Below are 22,247 nucleotides of genomic sequence, written 5' to 3'. Positions count from 1 at the left end.
GATGAGTATCCTGGCAAACAAAGATACCTATGTGGTCATTCAGGGCGGCGTGGCAGGCGTCAACGCCGCGCGCCGGATGGCCGAGTTCTGCTATCTGATCAAGCGTTCGCTGAACGTCCTGGCCTTTGTCTATCCGCCGGATGCCGGCAAGACGCACGAGATTCCCTACGGAAGCGGTCTGGTTGCAGTCCCCATCTATAAAACGGTCGCCGAAGCCACCAAGCACCATCCTCAGATCAATACCAGCCTCGTCTACATCGGTGCCGATCGTGCCATGAAGGGTGGGATGGAAGCCCTCGACGATACGCACATCAAGGTGGTGTCGATGATCACGGAAGGCGTGCCAGAGAAGGACGCCAAGATCCTCGGGGCCCATGCCAGAAAGCTCAGCAAGGTGTTTAACGGCCCCTCGTCGATCGGTATTGTGTCGGCCGGATCCTGCCGCCTCGGTGTCATCGGCGGTGCGTTCGATAATCTCGTGTTGTCCAAGCTCTATCGCGAAGGTTCTTTTGGCGTCATCACTAAGTCTGGCGGTCTCTCCAACGAAATTATCTGGATCTGTTCGCAGTTTGCTGACGGCATTACGACGGCCATCGGCATCGGCGGCGACGCCTATCCGGGAACTGACTATGTGAGCTATCTCGAAATGTTCGAGAACGATCCGCAGACGAAAGCGGTCATCATTGTCGGCGAAATGGGCGGCGATCTCGAAGAGCGCGCGGCTGAGTGGTACGGCGCCAAGAAGCGGCGCGTGAAGTTGATGGCTGTGGTCTCCGGCTTCTGCCAGGAAAGTTTGCCGAAGGGAATGAAGTTCGGTCACGCGGGCGCGAAAGAGGGATTGAAGGGCGAAGGGTCGGCCCGGTCCAAGTCCGATGCCCTCAAAAAGTCCGGTGCGATTGTGCCGGCGACCTTCGGGGCGCTCGGTCCGGCGATCAAGGACGTCTATCAGGACATGTTGAAGTCCGGCCAGGTAAAGGAACCGGTCGAGCCGGCCTCACTGCCGAAGTTGCCCAAGAGTATTGAAGCGGCCATGAAGGCCGATGAAGTCATGGTCACTCCGTTGATTCGCACCACGATCAGCGACGATCGCGGAGACGAACCCTGCTACGACGGATATCCCGCGTCCGAGCTCATCAACAAGGGCTACGAAATTCCCCATGTCGTCGGACTCTTGTGGGACAAGCGGTTGATCTCCAAGCAGGAAGCCGAAATCATCAAGCGCATCATGATGCTCTCAGCCGACCATGGCCCCTGCGTGAGCGGTGCGTTGGGGACGATCATCGCGGCCTGCGCCGGGATCGGCCTGTCCCAGTCAGTGGCCGCGGGGCTCATCATGATCGGCCCCCGCTTCGGCGGCGCCGTCACCGATGCCGGACGCTTTTTCAAACATGCCGCCGATAACAAGATGACGGTCGATGAATTCCTGACCTACATGAAGAAGAATCATGGCCCGGTGCCCGGCATCGGCCATCGCGTGAAGAGCCTCCGCAATCCGGACAAGCGGGTGAAGGAGTTGGTGGGGTATGTGAAGAGCCTGCCCATCAAGACCCCGTGCCTCGACTTTGCGTTGCAGGTCGAGCAGGTCACGGCGGCGAAGAAGGATAACTTGATCCTCAACGTGGACGGAACGATGGCGGCCGTGTTGGTCGATATCGGATTCCCGGTCGATAGTTTGAACGGATTCTTCATCCTCTCGCGGACGATCGGCTTGATCGGCCACTGGGTGGATCAGAAGCGTCAGGACAGCCGCCTGATTCGGCTGTTCGACTATCTCGTAAACTACGCAGCCCCGAAGCGACGTGAAGTGCCGCCGCTGAAATAGTCGCGAAGCAGCGAGTGCTGTATCGTGGGTCGTCGCTCCTGCTACCGACCCATCGCTCAGGACTCAAAACTATAAAGGAGTGAACTCCCATGTCGATGGATCTAGCCAAGAAGCTCTACGCCAAGATGCCGGACGTGTTTGCCAAGGCCAGAAAGAAGTTCGGTCGCGGCCTGACGCTGGCCGACAAAATTTTGGTCTCCCACGCAGATAACTTTGACACGCAGACCTGGGAGCGCGGCAAGGCGATGTTGGCCTTGCGCCCGGATCGCGTGGCGATGCAGGATGCGACGGCGCAGATGGCTATCCTGCAGTTCATGCAGGCGAACAAGAAGCAGGCGGCTGTGCCCAGCACAATCCATTGCGATCACTTGATCCGTGCCGAGATGGGTTCCGAGAAGGACCTGCTCCGCGCGATGGACGAGAACAAGGAGGTCTATAACTTCCTCGCGTCCGCTGCGAAAAAATATGGCATCGGATTCTGGAAGCCGGGCGCCGGTATCATTCACCAGGTCGTGCTGGAGAATTACGCGTTCCCTGGCAGCTTGATCATCGGGACCGACTCCCACACGCCGAACGGCGGCGGATTGGGCGGATTGGCCATTGGAGTCGGCGGCGCGGATGCCGGCGAAGTCATGGCCGGGCTGCCCTGGGAAGTGCTCCATCCGAAGTTGATCGGTATTCGCCTGACCGGCAAGTTGAGCGGCTGGGCGTCCCCCAAAGACGTGATCCTCTATCTCTGCGGCCTGCTGACGGTCAAGGGCGGAACCAACAAGATCGTCGAGTACTTCGGGCCCGGCGCCGAGACCATCAGCGCGACCGGCAAAGGCACTATCTGCAACATGGGCGCGGAACTTGGTGCGACGACCTCCGTATTCCCCTTCGATCAGAAGATGGTGGCCTATCTGAACATCACGGATCGTGCAGACCTTGCCAATCTCGCCATGGCGAACAAAGAATTGCTCGTCGCGGATCCTGAAGTTTCGCAATCGCCGGAGAAGTATTACGACCAGATCGTCGAAGTGGACCTGTCGAAACTGGAGCCGCATGTGGTCGGTCCTCATACGCCTGACCTTGCCCGGCCCATCTCCAAGATGGCTGCCGAAGCGAAGGAAAAGGGCTACCCCATCGAGGTAAAGGCCGCCCTCATCGGCAGCTGCACGAATTCCTCCTATGAAGACATCAGCCGGTCGGCGCACATTGCCAAGCAGGGCATGAAGGCCGGTCTGAAGGCGAAGGCCTCGTTCCTCGTGTCGCCGGGCTCCGAGCGGATCTATCGCACGATGAAGCGCGACGGGTTCCTGGAGACCTTCGAGAAGATGGGCGGCACCGTCCTGTCGAATTCCTGCGGTCCCTGCATCGGTCAGTGGAAGCGCGCTGATGGTGTAAAGGGCAAGGCGGACTCGATTGTCAGTTCGTTCAATCGCAATTTCCCCGGCCGCAACGACGGCATCAACGAAACCTTGTCGTTCCTTGCCAGCCCCGAAGTGGTCACGGCCTATGCGCTCTCCGGTGACTTGGGCTTCGATCCGGTCAATGGCACGCTCAAGGGTGCGGACGGGAAAGAATTCAAGCTGGAGCCGCCGCAAGGTGAAGAGCTCCCAGCAAAGGGCTTCGCGAAGGGCGAAGAAGGCTTCGTTGCGCCGGCCGAGAATGGCGATGGACTCACCGTCGATATTCCGCCGACCAGCGAGCGCTTGCAGCTCTTGCAGCCCTTCCCCCGTTGGGACGGGAAGGATTTCGAGAAGCTCCCGCTGTTGATCAAGACCAAGGGGAAGACGACCACCGACCATATTTCGCCGGCCGGTCCCTGGCTGAAGTTCCGCGGCCACTTGGACAAGATCAGCGACAATATGTTCCTGGGCGCCAATAACGCGTTTTCGTCCGAGCCGGGCAAGGGGACCAATGTCCTCACCGGCGAGTCGAACCTGACCATCGCGCAGATTGCCCGGGCCTACAAGGCGAAAGGAATCGGCTCAATCGTGGTAGGTGACGAGAACTATGGCGAGGGCAGCAGCCGTGAGCATGCGGCGATGTCGCCGCGATTCTTGAACGTCAAAGTCGTGCTGGTCAAAGGTTTCGCACGCATCCATGAAACGAATTTGAAAAAGCAGGGGATCTTGGCGTTGACCTTCTCTGACCCGAAGGATTACGAGAAGATCGAGCAGCAGGACCGTATCAGTGTGACGGGGCTGAGCAGCTTGGCTCCCGGCAAGCCGGTGCAGGTGACGATACACAAGACGGATGGCAAGGCGCTCACCATCCAGGCGAACCACAGCATTACTGAGCAACAGATTGCGTGGTTCAAGGCTGGTTCGGCGTTGAACGCGCTGAACTAACAAATCGGGGCAGAGGGAGAGCCATGAGCACAAAAGCGGACAAGATCATCTACACCAAGACCGATGAAGCGCCGATGTTTGCGACGTATTCGTTCTTGCCGATCATCAATGCCTTCAGCAAGGCAGCCGGTGTGTCGGTGGAACTGCGGGATATCTCGCTGGCCGGCCGCATCCTCGCGGTGTTTCCGGAATACCTGACGCCGGAGCAAAAGCAGCCGGATGCACTGTCCGAATTGGGCGAACTGGCCAAGAGGCCGGAAGCCAATATCATCAAGTTGCCCAACATCAGCGCCTCGTTGCCCCAGATACAGGGAGCCATTAAGGAATTACAGAGCCAGGGTTACAAGCTGCCCGAGTACCCGGAAAATCCGAAGGACGATAAAGAGAAGGACATTAAGTCCCGTTACGACAAAGTCAAAGGCAGCGCCGTCAATCCGGTATTGCGCGAAGGCAACTCGGATCGCCGCGCGCCCTTGTCCGTCAAGGCCCACACGAGGAAACATCCGCACAAAATGGGCGCCTGGAGTCCGGACTCCAAATCGCATGTCAGCCATATGAAGGGCGGGGACTTCTTCTCGAATGAGAAGTCGATGACGACGACGGCGGCCACCGATGCCAAGATCGAGTTCGTGGGCCAGGACGGCAAGACCACGGTGCTCAAGCCGAAAGTGGCCTTGCAGGCAGGGGAAGTGGTCGACGCGACCTTCATGAGCGTCAAGGCGTTGCGCACGTTCCTCGAAGAGCAGATTCAGGATGCGGCCAAGCAGGGTGTGCTGTTCTCGCTCCATATGAAGGCTACGATGATGAAGGTCTCGGATCCTAAGATCTTCGGTCATGCCGTGACGGTCTACTACAAAGATGTGTTTGCGAAGCACGGCGAGACGCTCAAAAAGCTGGGTGTGGATCCGGACAACGGCATCGGTGACCTCTATGCGAAGATCAAGGCCTTGCCTGAGGATCAGCGTAAGGCGATCGAAGCCGACATCCAGGCGGTGTACAAGCAGCGGCCTCCGATGGCGATGGTGAACAGCGACAAGGGCATCACCAATCTGCACGTGCCGAGCGACATCATCATCGATGCCTCCATGCCGCCGGTCATTCGCGACAGCGGCAAGATGTGGGGGCCGGACGGCAAGGCGGCGGACGCGAAGTGCGTCATTCCCGATGCCAGCTATGCGCCGGTCTATCGTGAGGTGATCGATTTCTGCAAGAAGCACGGCGCCCTCGATCCGAAGACCATGGGCAGCGTGCCCAACGTCGGACTCATGGCACAGGCGGCGGAAGAGTACGGTTCACACGACAAGACCTTTAAGGTGCCGGGCAACGGCACGATCCGTGTGGTGGATGCCACAGGGAAGACATTGCTGGAACACCAGGTCGAAGAGGGCGATATCTGGCGCATGTGCCAGGTGAAGGATGCCCCGATCCGCGACTGGGTGAAGCTGGCGGTGACTCGTGCGCGGGCGACCGGCGCCCCGGCGATTTTCTGGCTGAACAAGGATCGCGCGCATGACGCGCAACTGATCACGAAGGTGAATCAGTATTTGAAGGAGCACGATACGAACGGTTTGGACATCCGGATCATGACGCCGGCGGATGCCACGCGTCTCTCGTTGGAGCGGATCAAGGAAGGCAAGGACACGATCTCTGTGACCGGGAACGTGTTACGCGATTATCTGACGGACCTGTTCCCGATTCTCGAAATCGGCACCAGCGCCAAGATGCTGTCGATTGTGCCGTTGCTCAACGGCGGCGGTCTCTTCGAGACCGGTGCGGGCGGATCCGCGCCGAAGCACGTGCAGCAGTTCCAGGAAGAGGGCTATCTCCGGTGGGACTCGCTCGGCGAGTTCCTGGCGTTGGCCGCCTCGCTGGAGCATTTGGCCAAAGTGGCCAACAATCCGGCCGCGAAGATGCTGGCGGACACCCTCGATCAAGCCAATGCCAAGTTCCTTGAGAGCAATAAATCGCCGGCGCGCAAGGTCGGCGAAATCGACAACCGCGGCAGTCATTTCTATCTGGCGTTGTACTGGGCGCAGGCATTGGCCCAGCAGACGCAGGATAAGAACCTGGCGGCGCGTTTCGTCAAGGTTGCCAAGGAGATGACGGACAATGAAGCCAAGATTGCCGGTGAATTGATCGCCGCGCAAGGGAAGCCGGTCGATACCGGTGGTTACTATCATCCTGACGATGCGAAATCCTCGAAGGCGATGCGCCCGAGCGCGACGCTGAACAAGATCATCGACGCGATTGCATAACGGCACGAGTAAGGAGTAAGGGGTAAGCAGTGAGGGGCCTGGTTTGCGCCTGCCCCTCACCCTTCACCCCTTACCAGTTTGAGGAAGCATGGCACAAGAAGACAGCAACGTAATCGATCAGCCTGAGGTGATGAAGCCCCGGATGGTCTCGATCGAAATCTCCGGCAAGAAGTATGAGGTGCCGGGGGGCATCACCGTCATCAAGGCTCTGTGGTACACGGGGCAGGAAGTGGTGCGGGGGGCCGGTTGTCTCGGCGGGTTCTGCGGCGCCTGTGCGACCTACTATCGAACGAAGGACGATCCCAAGGTACGGACATGCCTGGCCTGCCAGATGGCGGTGCAGGACGGGATGTCGTTCACGATCATGCCGCCGTTTCCCGCGCGGAAGGCGACCTACGACATCCAAACGCTCAAAGATCCCAAACAGGACCTGTTCAATCTTTATCCTGAAGCCCCGCTCTGCCGGAATTGTAACGCCTGCACCGAAGCCTGTCCCCAGAAGATCGATGTCCGCGAAGGCGTCTGGAAAGCCGTCTTCGGAGACTTCAAGAGCGTGTCCGAGATGTTTATGGACTGTGTCATGTGCGGTATGTGCACACCGGTTTGCATCGCCGACATTGCGCCCAATCTGGTGGCGCTCTATGTGAGCCGTGCGCAGGGGGCGCATTTTACGGAAAAGGCCCAAGGGCTGGAGACCCGCATTAAAGAAATTCAGGACGGACGATTCAACGATGAGTGGAAGAAGGTTCTTGCCATGAGTGAGAAGGAACTCGCCGACCACTGTGCGACCGTAAAATAGTTTTATTGCCGAGGCTACCCGAGATGGATATTCACGCGCTCCAACAGATTGTGCACAAAACTCGGGATGCTCGCCGGAAGCAAACCCTTCCCAAGTTTTCTCCTGCCGATCGCGATCAGCTGATTCACAAGTATCACCCGGACTATCGGGCGAGTGCCTATCGTCCGATCCGGTTCGGTCCCAATATCGACGAGAAGACGGTCGTCGAGTTGGCGACGTTGCTCGAAGGAGACAGCCTGATCCAGGACGATGTGGATCTGACTCCGGACTACACCACCGATGTGTTAGTGATCGGCGGCGGCGGGGCCGGTTGCGCTGCGGCGCTGCACGCGCACGGAGCCGGCGCAAAAGTCATTCTGGCCACCAAGCTCAGACTGGGCGATTCCAATAGCGTGATGGCGCAGGGCGGGATGCAGATCTCCGTGGCGCCGGAGGATTCTCCGGTCACGCATTTCCTCGATACCCTCAAGGGCGGCCACATGCACAACGACCATGATCTGTTGAAGACCATGGTGGATGACGGACCTGCGATCGCCAAGTGGCTCATCGAACTGGGGGTGTTGTTCGATCGCCAAGCCGATGGAAATCTGCATGTAAAAAAAGGCGGCGGCAGCTCCAAGCCGCGGCTTCTGACCTGCTCGGACTATACCGGTCTGGAGATCATGCGGGTGCTCAAGGACGAAGTGCTGAATCAAAAAATCCAGATGTTGGAATTCTGCGCAGCGGTGGAGTTGCTCAGCGATGAGAACGGTCAGTGCAGCGGCGCCATTTTCAAGGATTTGGACAATCACCGGTATGTCGTCGTGGCCGCAAAGTCGGTGATCCTCGCGACCGGCGGGATCGGCCGTCTCCACATCCAAGGATTCCCGACCAGCAATCACTACGGTGCGACCGGCGACGGGCTCTGTCTCTCTTACCGCATGGGTGCCAAGCTGGCGCACATCGATACGTTCCAATATCACCCCTCCGGCGCGGTTTTCCCCGAGCAGTTGGTGGGACAGTTGGTGACCGAAGGAATTCGTTCCGAAGGCGGTCATCTGGTCAATGCCAAGGGCGAACGGTTCGTGAACGAGCTCGACACCCGCGACGTCGTCTCGTCCTCCATCATCCGCGAGTGCGAAGAGGGCCGCGGTATTCGTACGATGTCGGGCCGGGTGGGTGTCTGGCTGGACACGCCGCTGCTTGATGTAGAGCACGGACCCGGCACTGTTGAGAAACACTTCCCGGCGATGCTGATGCAGTTCGACCGGTTCGGCATCGATATCAGCAAAGATCCGGTGTTGATCTATCCGACGCTGCACTATCAGAACGGCGGCGTGAAGATCGATACGAATTCTGAAACCAACGTGAAGAATTTGTTCGTGGCCGGCGAAGCCTCCGGAGGCCTCCACGGACGCAATCGATTGATGGGGAATTCGTTGCTCGACCTGATGGTCTTCGGCAAGCGCTCGGGATTGACGGCCGCCGGGCGGGCCGGCTCGATGAAGCAGGGGAAGCTCACCGTGCAGCATCTGCAGCGGTTCCGGGCCGATGCGAAAAAGCACGGCAATCTGAGCAATGTGATCTCGCCCATGGTCCTCCCGGCCTACACCAGAAAAGAGAGCTAAGAGGAGTACAGCATGAATGTGCATGAGTTTCAGGCGAAGCAGTTGTTTGCGCAGTTCGGGGTGCCGGTCCCACGCGGAAAAGAAGTGACATCTCCGGAAGCGGCGACGGCCTGGGCCAACGAGCTGAACACGCCCGTATTCGTCGTGAAGGCGCAGATCCATGCGGGCGGCCGCGGCAAGGCGGGCGGCGTCAAGATCACCAAGGATAAGGCGGCGGTGGCAGGCCTGGCCAAGGAGCTGATCGGCAAGACGCTGGTGACTCACCAGACCGGTCCCAAAGGCCGTCAGGTCCATCGGCTCCTGCTCGAAGAAGGCGCGAACATCAGCAAGGAATTGTATTTGAGCATCCTGGTGGATCGCGATTCCGGTTGGCCCGTCTTCATCGCCAGCACCGAAGGCGGGATGGAAATCGAAGAGGTCGCGGAAAAGACACCCGAAAAGATCATCAAGGAATTGATCGATCCCGCCGTGGGATTCCAGGGCTACAACGGACGCAACGTGGCGTTTGCCCTCGGTCTCAATACGATCGAACCGGCCGTGATGAATCCCTTCATCCAGATGATGGGGAATCTCTATCGCATGTTTATGGAAAAGCACGCGGCGATGGTCGAGATCAACCCGCTCATCATCACCAAAGAAAAGACGATCGTCGCCCTCGACGGCAAAGTGTCCTTCGACGACAACGCGCTGTTCAAGCATGCCGATGTTCAGCAGATGCGCGATCTCAACGAAGAAGAGCCGCTGGAAATCGAAGCCGGTGCGAGCAATCTGAATTACGTCAAGCTGGACGGCAACATCGGTTGCATGGTCAACGGCGCGGGTCTGGCCATGGCGACGATGGATGTGATCAAGCTGGCGGGCAGCGAGCCGGCGAACTTTCTGGATGTCGGCGGCGGCGCGACCAAAGAGACGGTGGCAGCCGGATTCCGGATTCTCCTCAAGGATCCGAACGTCAAGGGCATCTTCATCAACATTTTCGGCGGCATCGTGCGCTGCGAGCGCATTGCCAACGGCGTGATCGAAGCGGCCAAGGAAGTGAAGATCACGGTGCCGCTGGTGGTTCGCTTGCAGGGAACGAATGCGGAAGAAGGTCGCAAGCTATTGGCTGAGTCCGGCTTGAAACTCGAAGTGGCCAACGACTTGTGGGAAGCGGCGCAGAAGATTGTGAAGCTGACCGGAAAAGCGGCGTAGGCGGGGCCTGCATTTATTTCTGTGAGAAAGTTTCGGTTCATGGGCCGGCGCGTGCGTGGAAGGTTGTGTGTAGAAAATGCCCTGGGTCATCATCACATTTGTCCTCCTGTCGTTGAGCGCTTCCGGATGCCTCATGGTCCGGGATGGGGCGTCATCGGTGTCGGGGCAGCACGCACCGCAGTCGGTTCAGCCGGCGAAAAAGTCCATTGCGCTCCATGTCGCCGGAATCGGTCCTCAGGGGAAGGAAGGGCTCGGCGATTCCCGTGAGCAGGCGGTCAAGGCCTATCTTGATTCCGGTGTGTTTTCTTCCGTTATCATGAACGGTGCGCCCGCGGATTTGCATGCAGACATTGCAGTGATCGAGGCGGGAGACGAGGGTCTTTCCTGGTCCGCGGCCGTATCCGCGATTACGTTTACCATGATACCCGGGTATGTTGCTCAAGATCTCGCGACGCGAACGAGTTATAGAGATCGCCAGTCGAAAGAGGTCGGGACGATCGAGCAGCGCCAAGGGATGGGGTTTTGGATTCAGTTCTTCTTGCTGTTTGCTATGCCGTTTGCTGACAGTCCTGCGGCAAAGCTGAGTGCTGCGCAGTATGACATGCACCGAGCCACCATTGAGGATGCGCACCAGAAGGGCCTTTTTTAGAAACGGGAGTCTGTGAAGGGGCGAACCAGGAAGAAGGCCGCAAACTGTTGGCGGAGTCCGGCTTGAAATTGGAGATACCCAACGACTTGTAGGAAGCGGCGCGAAAGATTGTGAAGCTGACGGGAAAAGCAGCGTGAGAAGTTTTCGAAAGATCCTCCCAATAGTCTTTCTCATCTTGAGCCTGTCGGGATGCCTTATGGTTCGGGAGGGGGATCTGAAGCCACCTGCTCAATGGCCTCCTCAACCGCCATCATTGGGGAAGAAGTCCATCAGCTTGAATGTGAGTAGAGGTGCAGATTCTGATGGGACGATCCCAGAAACCACACAGGCTACTGCAAAGCTGTTTCGAGAACAGGCTGCGAAAGCATACACAGAATCCGGATTGTTTTCTTCAGTGTCTGTGGAAGGTGAGTCGGCCGATATCAGGGCGGATATTTCTATTGTCGAGGAGGGGAGTGAAGGGCTGGCGTTTCTCTCTGGCTTTATCTCCGGATTTACCTTTGGCATGATTCCCGGATACGCGTCAGAGGACTTGATCACCAAGACCGTGTATAAGGGTCGAGATCAGAAGGTGCTTGCGAATATTGACAAAAAGGAAGAGTTGGGATTCTGGATTCAAATATTCCTGATTTTTGCTATGCCCTTTTCGGATGAACCCGAAGACGTTGTAAAGAGTGCGCATTATGATCTGCACCGTCTGACGATTGATGAATCTCACGCAAAAGGCATCTTCTAGAGCAGTAAAACGAAAAGAAGGATCAATCTATGTCAATTCTCGTTAATAAAAACACGCGAGTGGTAGTGCAGGGGATCACGGGCAAGGAAGGCTCGTTCCATGCGACGCAATGCAAGGCGTATGGCACGAAGGTCGTTGCCGGTGTCACTCCCGGGAAGGCGGGACAGGAAGTTGAAGGCATTCCCGTGTTCAATACAGTACGGGATGCGGTCAAGAAAGAGGGCTGTGACACATCGCTGATTTTCGTGCCGCCGCCTTTCTGCGCCGATGCGATTCTGGAAGCCGCCGATGCCGGGGTGAAGCTGATCATCTGTATCACCGAAGGTATTCCGGTGAACGACATGGTGAAGGTGAAGCGAGCGTTACATGGCCGCGATGTGCGATTGATCGGGCCGAATTGCCCGGGCGTGATTACGGTCGATGAAGCGAAGATCGGGATCATGCCAGGATTTATCCATAAGAAGGGCATCGTCGGTGTCGTCTCGCGCAGCGGGACCCTCACCTATGAAGCGGTGCACCAGCTGTCGACCTTAGGTCTTGGCGAAACTACCTGCGTGGGGATCGGGGGCGATCCGGTCAATGGAACCGGCTTCGTCGATGTATTAGCGTTGTTCGAGAAAGATCCCGAGACCCAGGGGATCGTGATGATCGGTGAAATCGGTGGCGATGCCGAAGAGAAAGCCGCTGAGTTCATCAAGAAGAATGTGAAGAAGCCGGTCGTGAGTTTTATCGCCGGCATCACGGCTCCTCCAGGCCGCCGCATGGGCCACGCCGGTGCCATCGTCTCCGGCGGTAAGGGCACGGCAGCTGAAAAGATGAAGACGCTCGAGTCAGCCGGTGTGAAGGTCGTGAAGAATCCGGCAGAGATCGGCAACGCCATCAAGCTCGCGTTGGGCCGCTAATCATTTCTATCGGTGTGTGGTGATCGGGGGTGCCGAGCGTCGCTCAGCACCCCCGATCTGTTTCAGTCCCTATCTTCCGCACTCGCAGGGCATCGCTCCAGCGGAGTCTTCAAGAGAAATATCCGCTTTCCCCCAACCTGATATCGTGTTAGTCTCACGCTAGGGATTGCACCTGTTGATTGTAACCCCTGCTCTTTCTGCCGCATCCTTCCGGTGTCCGCGCACTCAGTGGTAGTTGAAGTCGAACCAAGGAGTCTGTCTGCGAGTTTTTCTCATCCACGTCCGCGATCCCCAGTTCTACGCGCTTCCGGCGAAAACCCGCGCGAAAAACGGCAATATCCGTGTCATGGGTTTCCCGCCCATCGGTATCATGTCGCTCTCGTCCGTTGTGAAGCAGGCCGGGCACGAGTGCGTGATGTTCGATCAGGCGAATCCCGACACGCCGAACGACGTCATCATTGATCAGATCAATCGCGAGCAGCCGGACCTCGTCGGCCTGAGCTTCCTGAGTACGACCAGTTATCCCTACGCCAAAATTCTTGCACGGCAGATTCGCGCGACCAATCCAAAAGTAAAACTGGCCTTCGGCGGCGTCTTTGCCAGTCTCAATGCCCCGCTGGTCAAATTGCAGTGCCCCGAAGTCGATTATGTTTGTCGTGGCGACGGTGAGCAGCTGTTGCTTGATCTGCTCGCGAATTTTGACAGCCCGGAAGCCGTGGCCAGCTTGACGTGGATGAAGGACGGGAAAGTCGTGCACAATCCAAACCGTCCGATGGAACGCCATTTGGACCAGTGGCCCTTCCCTGATCGAGAGAGCTTGAAACTCGACTTCATTGAGTCGATGCCGTTGGATGTGCCGGCGGTGCTGTCGATGGAACGATTTACGACGATGCAGACCTCGCGCGGCTGCCCCTGGCCTTGCGTATTTTGCGACATTCCGATTTTCAACGAGGGCAAGTGGCGGGCACGAACGCCTGCGCATGTGGTCGCCGAGCTCAAGTATCTCGAAGAGCATGGCTATGGCTCGGTCTATTTCGTGGACGATCATTTTCTGCTTCAGCCGAAGCGGATCGAGGCCATTTGCCAAGGGGCGATGGATGAGAAGCTGACCATTCAGTGGGGCATTGAAGGGCGGGTCGATTCCGTCGCCCAGCATCTCTTTCCCGCGATGGCCAAGGCCCATTGCCGCACGGTTATGTTCGGGATCGAGAGCGGCAGTCAGAAGATCCTCGACCGGTTGAAGAAAGAGCAGACGCTGGCGGAAGTGACGACGGCGGTCAAGAACGCCAAGAAGGCCGGCATCGAGATCGTGCACGGATTCTTCACCGTCGGCAATCCAGACGAAACCGTCGAAGATATGAAGGCCACGTTTGACTTCGCCGCCAAGCTGCCGCTGGATACATTCGGCTTCAACCGGCTCTGTGTCTACCGCGGGACTCCGCTGTGGCAGGAATATGTGAAGCGCGGGCTGGTGCAGGAATCGACTGATTGGTACAAGTACTTCAAGTGCTCTGAAATCGATCCGACCTGTCTGCCGGGAGAAACCATCAATCGTGTGCGGCAGAAGGGGTTGCAGAAGTTGTTCATGTACAAGCTCTTCTGTTACCCGATCCAGACGATTCGTTTGCTCCGTCGATTTTTGCGGTTCATGCCGGTGCGTGACGTGGTATTTCTGATTACCAAACCCTTTATGGGTCAGAAAAAGGGCGCGACCAAATCAGAAGTGCTCTCGCGCGCGGTCGAGCACGCCGACATGAAAGATGCGGCGGCGCAGATGACGCAAATGACGGATGAGATGCTGCACGATGTGCTGGAAGCCTCCCGGGCTGAACGGGAGCGTATTCAACGAGAGGCGGAAGGATCACGCGAGCTTCCTATGTTTTCCGCACGATAGAACCTACAGCGCAATCCCCCAGTAGTTTTTTGCAACGATTCCGATCCCATAGCTGATGCTGACCGCCACGGTGATGATCACCAGGTTGAGCACGATGCGTCGTTTGATGTCCATGCCGGACAGGAACGATAGAATCGTCGAGACGAGCACCACCATGAGGCCGGCCGTCAGGATGGAAAACAGCGCATCGGTGGCGCCGATCAGCACGGGGAACACCGGGACGATGGCGCCCAGCAGGTAGGCTGAGCCGACCACCAGCGCCGATGACAGCGGTTGTTCTTCCATCGGGGTAAATTCAGATTCCTCGCCTAGAAAAAGCTTCTTTGCGACTTCGGTCGATTTCACTTCTTTCTCAGAATTAAGCGCCAGGAATGCACCGGCGGCCATCGACAGGGCCCCCGCGACGGCCGTGGTCGAAGCGGCGATCAGCACCATCGTCGTGCTGCCGAAGGCTCCGAAGAATCCGCTCACCGCGCCAAGAATCTCCACCAGGCCGTCATTCAGTCCAAGGAAAATATTGCGGATCTTCTCAGGATTGATCTTTCGCTGCGTGAGTGCCGTGACGAGCACGTCTTCATGCTTGAATTCATCCATGAGAATTCCGCGCAAGGCCTCGGCCAGCGGTTTGCCCTGGTAGGCCCGCCAGAGGGCCAGGTACTTCCGCACCCCGTGCACTTCGATCGCTTCGAGGACCAGGTGGACGGCCGTCGAGCCGAAGAGCCGGCAGACCAGCATCATGACGGATAATTTGATACGCCGTCCGAGGTCGAGCTGCTCCAGTTTGAGATTGAAGAATCGCTGCCAGAAGGCGAGATGCGCGGTTTCAACCTTGATCAATTCATCCAGCGTGTCATGGACGTCCGGTTCAGTCACACCTCGAAGGGCTTTGTAGAGGGAAAGATCGAATAGCTCGTCGAGGATCAGATCCCGTGCGAGGCGAGGGTCATAGGCTGAAGCAGCCTGCATGGTGAGACCTCAGAGGTAAGTTGAGTGTGTGAAACGATACGCCAGGTGTTCAGTTCAGTCAATGGTCATAGAATGAAAAGGGGGCCTTCTCCTCTTGTTGATGGGGCTGCCCACGACATGATCTTCGAGAAGTGATCTGATTTCCGAGATCCTCGCTGGAGGATGCATTGAAGTCGTGAGAACTCAATTAATATAATAGAGCCAATCCTTCACTGCCACGACCGAATAGCTCTAGTGTTGCCAGTGTAGTCGGCGTATAGTGAACGTCATTCTTTCATTCGCTTCATCTTCTTTTCTCGGACCTATCTGTTTCCTGGCACTCAGTCAGTCCAACCTGTCAATCGAGGAGGATCTATGATCCGACGAAGATTACTTCCGGCACTCGGAGTGTTTCTCGCTTCGGTGCTTGGCCCACTGTCGGTCTTTGCGGGGGATGACGCGGTTGAAACCGGTCGCCTTCTGGCCATCCTGCTGGACGCCGGGCGTGGCGCCGTTGCGGCCAATCAGCCGTTGATCAATGATGCGAGCAAAGGGGACAAGGGGTTTACACCTGATGTATTCGCCCAACAGCTTGCGGAGAAATTCAAGGCGCGAACTGGAGTGGATTTAGGTAATTTGAAAACAAGCGGTGTTCCTGGATCGGCGCAGAAACTTCTTCCGGAACTCGTCGCAGCCGCAAAACAAACGGTCGCAGATAATCAAGCGACCATCAACAAGCCTGGTGTGGGATACAAGGGGTTTACACCGGCGCACTTTGGAACGCAGACAGCTGCAGGGTTCAGCGCCAAGACGAGCATCTACATGAAGCAGACGACGACCGATACCTTGCTCCGAAACCCAAAGAATAAGGCAGATGCCTTTGAAGCCGGAATGATGAAAAAGCTCGGCGATCCCGGCTATCCACGCCAGGGAGACAAGATCATGAGTGAGCCCGTCGGCGGAGATGTTCGAGTGATGCTGCCGTTGTTTTACGGCAAAGGTTGCATGGGCTGCCACGGTGGGCCAAAAGGCGAGACGGATGTCTCCGGCTACAAGAAAGAGGGCGCGAACGAAGGTGACCTGGGAGGTGCCGTCAGCGTCAAGCTTCCTGCCAAATAGAGAGATCTTTCAAAATCGCGGTATATGGGGGGGCGACCTTTGTCGCCCCCTTTTCTATGTCCGTCCCAGATCCGGCCAGAGGCCAGCCGAATCAATTATGGATGCCCGTTAACGATGGCACGCACATCCCCACTTAGTACTTCTTGTTTTGTCGACCAGATGCATGGTGAACGCAACGCATCGCGGGTCATGCAAAACGACATGTCGGTTAGTAGATCTAGTCAGCGATCGCGCGCCTGGTTTCGTCCAAGTGCTTCTGGAGATAGGCCATGAAAGGGGTGCCACCAGTCCCTACGGCGCTGGGGTTGCTGGCATGGATTTGGTGTTGGCGATGGATGTAGCTATCGGCGTATCCGACATGGATGTCGCGAAACTGCGCCAGCAGATCCACGCAGATACAATAGCTCCTCCAAAGGTCTGGATTGTGCGATCTCCGGTTGCGGACATAGCCTGACAGCAGCGGCCTGCCTTTCTCATCAGTCGTCTGCTCGATCGCGCGGAGAAAGGCCTGGTGTCGTGGAGGCATGTACTCCCGCATTTCCTGCAAATACACAGTCAGCGGGTCTGGTGCGTGAGTGACTCCGAGTCCGGCATCGAGGCAGGGCACGATGGAACTCTGCGCGCCGGTTTCCCCGCGGAACTGTTGCGGCTGTTCTGCATAGGCCGCCACGCTTTCATAGACGAGGCCATGGGGGAGTGTAGGGTTGTTCTTCCAGGCATGAATGTAGGGACGTACGCGGTTGTAATACATATAGGGATCGCACCGCTCTTTCATGCGCAGCAGCGTGTCACGCATCGCGGTTTGGGCGGCAGCGAGCGATCGAAGTCCGGCGAGTACTTCGTCGGGCTTGTCGCCGGCGGCTCCGTTCATGGCCTGAATAAGCCCGGCTAACCCCGGCCCTGCCTGCCGCTCGATTTGAACGTGGATGACCACAAACCACTCTTCATCCAGACCGCCGAGAAAGTTCTGGAGCAGCACAATATTGTCGAGTTGGATAGGCTTGGCAGGATCCAGTCTTCGCCAGTTATCGAGGGCATAAGACGAGTAGGAGAGCACCGGGGGTCGGCCCAGCTTCAGCGCGACGTCGTGCCAGGGTTGTGCAAGTTGTGACGGCAGCGTCGCAGCCGGCTGGTCAGGCACTTCCCACACATAGGCATGACCGGCGAACGAGAGAATCCGCATCGCAGTCCGATAGTCCTGATCCCGCCACGTTGCAGGGATAGCCGGAAGGAGTTGTCGCTGCCCGTCGATGAATTGTCGGATCATCCGTGCGCTGAGCAACTTCGGCAATTCCTGCCCAAGATGATTGAGCATCGGCGAATCCGGCAGCTGTTCAAGCGGATCTGGCGGAAGAAACCCTTGTGTGGGGGAAATGCTGTAATTGGAGAGGTCGAGAGGAGTGACGTTCGTCGGTCTCATAAGAGACTCCGATCGGTAGGACCTCAGCTTCTGCTGACACTCTATCATACTGGGTTTGAATATGATTTAGCTCGAGGTTGTGAGAATTCCAATGGCAGCGCGTAGAGTCATGAGCCTTCGGCGCTCCGCTGAGTTTTAGTCCGCGGGAGTTGATCGAAAGGTTTGTCCGTGTGGTCTGAAGAAAAGAAAGGCCGCCTCATTTGAGGCGGCCTTTTCATTTACTCGCGCGTGTCTGAGACGGTCTTATGTTCCCATCTCCCACGATGCCAGATACTTCTCTTGTTCCTTCGTCAACTTGTCGATGTCCACGCCCATGCCGGCGAGCTTGAGGCGCGAGATTTCTTTGTCGATGACGGCAGGGACCGGGTACACCTTCTTCTCGAGCATCTTGTAGTTCTTCACGATGTATTCGGCAGCGAGCGCCTGGTTGGCGAAGCTCATGTCCATGACGCTGGAAGGATGGCCTTCGGCGGTCGCGAGATTGACCAGGCGGCCTTCGCCGAGGAGACTCACGCGGTTGCCGTTTTTGTAGGTGAACTGTTCGACGCCGTCGCGGACGACTTTCCGCTTCTTGGCCAGTTTCTCCAAGGCCGGAATATCCAACTCCACGTTGAAGTGGCCGCTGTTGCAGACGATGGCGCCATCCTTCATCTTTGCGAAATGCTCGCCGCGAATGACTTTCAAGTTGCCGGTTACGGTCACAAAGAAATCGCCGATCGGGGCGGCTTCCTCCATCGGCATGACGCGATAGCCATCCATCACGGCTTCGAGCGCTTTCAATGGATCGATCTCGGTGACGACGACATCTGCGCCCATACCCTTGGCGCGCATGGCGATCCCGCGTCCGCACCAGCCATATCCGGCCACGACGAAGACGGAGCCGCAGACCAAGCGGTTCGTCGCCCGAATAATGCCGTCCATGGTGGACTGACCGGTGCCGTATCGATTGTCGAACATGTGCTTGGTGTCGGCATCGTTGACGGAGATGACCGGGAACTTGAGGACTTTTTTCTCGGCCATGCTGCGCAGGCGAATGACGCCCGTCGTGGTTTCTTCCGTTCCCCCGATCACGTTGCGGAGGAGATCTTTCCGCTTCGAGTGCAGATGCGACACCACGTCGGCGCCGTCGTCCATCGAGAGATGGGGGCGATGGGCAATGGCTGATTCGATATGGCGATAGTAGGTGGCGTTGTCCTCGCCCTTGATGGCGAAGGTGGGAATCCCTTCATGCTGAACCAGGGCGGCGGCGACGTCGTCCTGGGTGCTGAGGGGGTTCGAGGCGCAGAGGCGCACATCGGCTCCGCCGGCTTTCAGCGTGATCGCCAGGTTGGCCGTTTCTGTGGTGACGTGGAGACAGGCGGTGACCCGTACGCCCTTGAGCGGCTGTTGCCGTTTGAACCGTTTCCGGATGAGTCGCAGCACCGGCATGGTGGCTTCGGCCCATTCGATCTTTAACTTACCCGCGTCTGCCAGCTTAATGTCTTTCACATCGTAATCCACAGAACCCTCCTGCGTGATGAGTGAGATGCGTCATTGGTAAAGAAACGTCAGAAAAAGAGGGGGCAGGTGTTACGTGCCTGCCCCCTCTTACCGTATCGGTCAGGGACTATCTCAATTTAAAGGCCTGCGTCCCGGCGCAAGGCCTTGGCTTTGTCGATCTTTTCCCACGTGAACTCCGGTTCGTTTCTGCCGAAGTGCCCATAGGCCGCGGTCTTGCGGAAGATCGGCCGGCGGAGCTTGAGATGATCGATGATGCCGCGCGGGGTCAACGGGAAGTGCTTGCGCACGAGTTTATCGAGGCTCTCGACGGCCATTTTCTCAGTGCCTTTGGTATCGACCAGCACTGAAACCGGATCGGCTACGCCGATCGCATAGGCGAGCTGGACTTCGCACTTGTCGGCGAGCCCGGCGGCGACGATGTTCTTGGCGATGTAGCGGGCCATGTACGAGGCCGAGCGGTCCACCTTTGTCGGATCCTTGCCGGAGAAGGCGCCGCCTCCGTGGCTGCCGTGGCCGCCGTAGGTATCGACGATGATCTTGCGACCGGTAAGACCGGTATCACCCATCGGACCACCGACCACGAAGCGGCCGGTCGGGTTGATGTGGTGCTTCACGCTGGTCGGGTTATAGAGCCCCTTCGGCATGACGGGCTTGATGACCTTCTCCATGATGTCGCGTTCGATCTGCTTATTGGTGACGTCGGGGCTATGCTGCGTGGATACGACGATCGTATCGATGCGCACGGGTTTCCCGTTCTTGTATTCGACGGTCACCTGGGACTTACCGTCCGGGCGCACCCAGTTGAGAATTTTCTTCTTGCGCACTTCGGCGAGGCGCTTGGTGAGGCGATGAGCCAGGACGATCGGCATCGGCATCAACTCGGTGGTTTCGTTGGTGGCGTAGCCGAACATCAATCCCTGGTCACCCGCGCCGCCGGAGTCCACACCCATGGCGATATCGCCGGACTGCTGGTGGATGGCTGTCAGGACCGAACAGGTGTGGGAGTCGAATCCCCAGGAGGCATCGTTATAGCCGACATCCCTAATCACCTCGCGGATGATATCGGGAATTTCCACATAGGCCTTGGTCGAGATTTCACCGGCGACAAAGGCGATGCCGGTCGTGAGAATCGTCTCGCAGGCGACGCGCGAGTATTTGTCCTGGGCAAGGATTGCATCAAGGATTCCGTCGGAAATCTGATCGGCAATCTTATCGGGATGCCCTTCGGTGACTGATTCAGAAGTAAATAGATAGTTGTTTCTCATGAACCCCCTCTAGTTTCTGGTTGTCGAAAACCGTCTGTGTGGTGTCTGGCCAGGTGAGCACTGTGCCCGCGACGGGTTCGTTTCTGTAGAATTGGCTGAATCTTAGCGGACTAAGGCTCTTTTGTCTATTTATTCGATAGTAGGGGCACGCTTTCCTGGGCGCGCTGGCGTTGCTTGACACTCGGCAAAATCCACTTGTAAGATGACAAAATTTTCGCGCACTTAGAAGCGCTTTTGGCAATCCAAAGCTTCGGCCGGGACGTAGACTCAGCGGAGATGCCGAGAGAATCGGCAACAGATTGTTTTGGGGATCATCCAAAATTCTCCGTACGAGTGAGTATTGCCCGGGCCGAAGACGAATATAGAGCTGCATGAATAGCCAACCTGACGCCCTCCCCAAAGAGCCCTCAATCCGTCCGTCGACTCCCGGTTTAGGCTGGGAGGAGTTCTCGCGTGAACTCGTTGAATTCTTTGCTTCCGTCAAGCTCGCGATCTTCCTGTTTCTGTTTATTGCGATCACCGCGACGATCGGGACGGTGATCCAGCAAGGTGAACGGGCAGAGGTCTATGTTCAGGAGTACGGGGAGAACGCGTACCGGTGGTTTCTTCGCCTGGGGTTTACAGATGTCTATCACACCTGGTGGTTCACGAGTCTGCTCGGCCTGCTCTGCGTCAATTCGCTGACCTGTTTTTATAAGCGGTTCCCTTCCGTCTGGCGCTCCATGAAGCAGGACAAGGTGGGCGTCACGATGGCGTTCATCAAGAACATGAAACAGCAAGCGGAAATTCCCCTCGACAACACCAAAGAAGCGGTGGCCCAGCAGATGGTGCATCATTTTGTAACGAAGGGGTACCGGGTTCTCGCGAAAAATGAGCCGGGAGAAGTGACGGTCTACGCCACCAAAGGGGTAATGGGACGTGTCGGCGCCCACATGGCCCATTTGAGCGCGACCGTCATTATCTTCGGCGGGTTGCTTGGGACCTATTATGGGTTTCAGGAGTTCGGCGTGTGCCTGGAAGGCCAGACCTATCATATCCCTCGAGGCAACTTCGACTTGAAGGTCGATAAATTCTGGATCGACTATCACGAGAACGGGTCGGTCAAATCGTACAACAGCACCTTAACCGTGGTGGACGGCGGGCAGTCGGTGGTCACCAAGACGATTTCGGTGAATGATCCGCTGGTCTACAAGGGGATCTGGTTTTATCAATCCAGCTATGGCGACGCGTGGGACCAGGTCGAAGTCGCGCGGGTCAACATCAAGGATAAAGAGACTGACAAGGTATTGAAGACGGTCGATCTCGAATGGCAGAAGGAACAGGCACTGCCCGACCTCAATGTGAAACTATCGATCACGGATTTCGTGGCAGATTTTGCCTTCAATTCCACGGAAAAGAAGGTCTATTCCAAGACCATCGAGCATGCGAATCCTGCGGTGAAGCTGGTGATCAATGAACGGGATTCCGTGCAGGCCACGCCGTGGCTCTTTCAACAATTTCCCGACCTCTTCAATATCAAAGACTCCAAGTACCAATTCGAACTGGTCGGGTATAAGCCGAGGAAGTTCACCGGGCTCCAGATCGCGAAGAATCCCGGGATCAATATTGTGTGGACGGGGTGTACCATGATCGTCGTGGGCATTACGCTTTCGTCGTTCATCTTCCATCGCCGTCTCTGGGCCAAGATTGTGCCGGGTCAGACGGGGGTGACGGTCCATCTCGGCGGGACGACTCATAAAAGCCAGATCGATTTTCAAAAAGAATTCCGGAAGCTGACGGAAAAGATCCAGACGTTCAAGGCGTGAGC

The 22,247-nt window shown here is 57.2% G+C and carries 16 protein-coding genes; 12 read left to right on the top strand and 4 right to left on the bottom strand.

Going from position 1 to position 22,247, the window contains the following annotated elements:
- The first annotated feature begins 1 nt into the window (after position 1).
- The 10 genes from Q8N04_20155 to Q8N04_20110 all read left to right on the top strand — a co-directional run bounded on the left by Q8N04_20155 (position 2) and on the right by Q8N04_20110 (position 14,191).
- Positions 2 to 1,822 carry a citrate/2-methylcitrate synthase gene (locus Q8N04_20155; GenBank protein MDP3092991.1) on the top strand — a complete coding sequence of 607 codons (1,821 nt, stop codon included), beginning with the start codon at positions 2 to 4 and terminating at the stop codon, positions 1,820 to 1,822.
- Positions 1,823 to 1,911: 89 nt separating this feature from the next.
- Complete coding sequence (locus Q8N04_20150) at positions 1,912 to 4,158, top strand: aconitate hydratase (GenBank protein ID MDP3092990.1); 2,247 nt, start codon at positions 1,912 to 1,914, stop codon at positions 4,156 to 4,158.
- Positions 4,159 to 4,181: 23 nt separating this feature from the next.
- A complete protein-coding gene (locus Q8N04_20145) occupies positions 4,182 to 6,413 on the top strand; it encodes an NADP-dependent isocitrate dehydrogenase (GenBank protein MDP3092989.1) in 2,232 nt (743 codons plus the stop codon).
- Between the two features lie 88 nt (positions 6,414 to 6,501).
- Positions 6,502 to 7,212, top strand: a complete 711-nt coding sequence (locus tag Q8N04_20140) for a 2Fe-2S iron-sulfur cluster-binding protein (protein ID MDP3092988.1) — start codon at positions 6,502 to 6,504, stop codon at positions 7,210 to 7,212.
- 23 nt (positions 7,213 to 7,235) lie between these two features.
- A complete protein-coding gene (locus Q8N04_20135; GenBank protein MDP3092987.1) occupies positions 7,236 to 8,819 on the top strand; it encodes an FAD-binding protein in 1,584 nt (527 codons plus the stop codon).
- 12 nt (positions 8,820 to 8,831) lie between these two features.
- Positions 8,832 to 10,010, top strand: a complete 1,179-nt coding sequence (gene sucC / locus Q8N04_20130) for an ADP-forming succinate--CoA ligase subunit beta (GenBank protein ID MDP3092986.1) — start codon at positions 8,832 to 8,834, stop codon at positions 10,008 to 10,010.
- A gap of 76 nt (positions 10,011 to 10,086) precedes the next feature.
- Complete coding sequence (locus tag Q8N04_20125; GenBank protein ID MDP3092985.1) at positions 10,087 to 10,659, top strand: hypothetical protein; 573 nt, start codon at positions 10,087 to 10,089, stop codon at positions 10,657 to 10,659.
- Positions 10,660 to 10,855: 196 nt separating this feature from the next.
- The gene (locus tag Q8N04_20120) at positions 10,856 to 11,395 is read left to right on the top strand and encodes a hypothetical protein (protein MDP3092984.1); all 540 of its coding nucleotides are present in this window, start codon (positions 10,856 to 10,858) and stop codon (positions 11,393 to 11,395) included.
- A 29-nt stretch (positions 11,396 to 11,424) separates the two neighbouring features.
- Entirely contained in the window at positions 11,425 to 12,297 is an 873-nt protein-coding gene (gene sucD, locus Q8N04_20115; protein MDP3092983.1) for a succinate--CoA ligase subunit alpha, read from the top strand.
- A 235-nt stretch (positions 12,298 to 12,532) separates the two neighbouring features.
- Positions 12,533 to 14,191: a radical SAM protein gene (locus Q8N04_20110; protein ID MDP3092982.1), complete on the top strand. Its 1,659-nt coding sequence runs from the start codon at positions 12,533 to 12,535 to the stop codon at positions 14,189 to 14,191.
- Positions 14,192 to 14,194: 3 nt separating this feature from the next.
- Here the strand turns inward: Q8N04_20110 and Q8N04_20105 are convergent, their stop codons facing one another.
- On the bottom strand, positions 14,195 to 15,157 hold the full coding sequence (locus Q8N04_20105; GenBank protein MDP3092981.1) for a VIT1/CCC1 transporter family protein: 963 nt from the start codon (positions 15,155 to 15,157) through the stop codon (positions 14,195 to 14,197).
- 354 nt (positions 15,158 to 15,511) lie between these two features.
- Here Q8N04_20105 and Q8N04_20100 point away from each other — a divergent pair, with 354 nt between their 5' ends.
- Positions 15,512 to 16,255 carry a DUF3365 domain-containing protein gene (locus Q8N04_20100; GenBank protein MDP3092980.1) on the top strand — a complete coding sequence of 248 codons (744 nt, stop codon included), beginning with the start codon at positions 15,512 to 15,514 and terminating at the stop codon, positions 16,253 to 16,255.
- A 217-nt stretch (positions 16,256 to 16,472) separates the two neighbouring features.
- On the opposite strand, the gene Q8N04_20095 is transcribed toward Q8N04_20100, so the two are convergent.
- The 3 genes from Q8N04_20095 to metK all read right to left on the bottom strand — a co-directional run bounded on the left by Q8N04_20095 (position 16,473) and on the right by metK (position 20,440).
- Positions 16,473 to 17,675 carry a hypothetical protein gene (locus Q8N04_20095; GenBank protein MDP3092979.1) on the bottom strand — a complete coding sequence of 401 codons (1,203 nt, stop codon included), beginning with the start codon at positions 17,673 to 17,675 and terminating at the stop codon, positions 16,473 to 16,475.
- 243 nt (positions 17,676 to 17,918) lie between these two features.
- On the bottom strand, positions 17,919 to 19,175 hold the full coding sequence (ahcY, locus tag Q8N04_20090; protein ID MDP3092978.1) for an adenosylhomocysteinase: 1,257 nt from the start codon (positions 19,173 to 19,175) through the stop codon (positions 17,919 to 17,921).
- 116 nt (positions 19,176 to 19,291) lie between these two features.
- Positions 19,292 to 20,440 carry a methionine adenosyltransferase gene (gene metK / locus Q8N04_20085; protein ID MDP3092977.1) on the bottom strand — a complete coding sequence of 383 codons (1,149 nt, stop codon included), beginning with the start codon at positions 20,438 to 20,440 and terminating at the stop codon, positions 19,292 to 19,294.
- A 371-nt stretch (positions 20,441 to 20,811) separates the two neighbouring features.
- Here metK and Q8N04_20080 point away from each other — a divergent pair, with 371 nt between their 5' ends.
- On the top strand, positions 20,812 to 22,245 hold the full coding sequence (locus Q8N04_20080; protein MDP3092976.1) for a cytochrome c biogenesis protein ResB: 1,434 nt from the start codon (positions 20,812 to 20,814) through the stop codon (positions 22,243 to 22,245).
- Positions 22,246 to 22,247 lie beyond the last annotated feature (2 nt).

Origin of the sequence: Nitrospira sp. (assembly GCA_030692565.1) — a bacterium.
Lineage (GTDB): Bacteria > Nitrospirota > Nitrospiria > Nitrospirales > Nitrospiraceae > Nitrospira_D.
The sequence above is the reverse complement of the archived record's forward strand: the minus strand, read 5'-3'. Positions and strand labels throughout refer to the sequence as shown.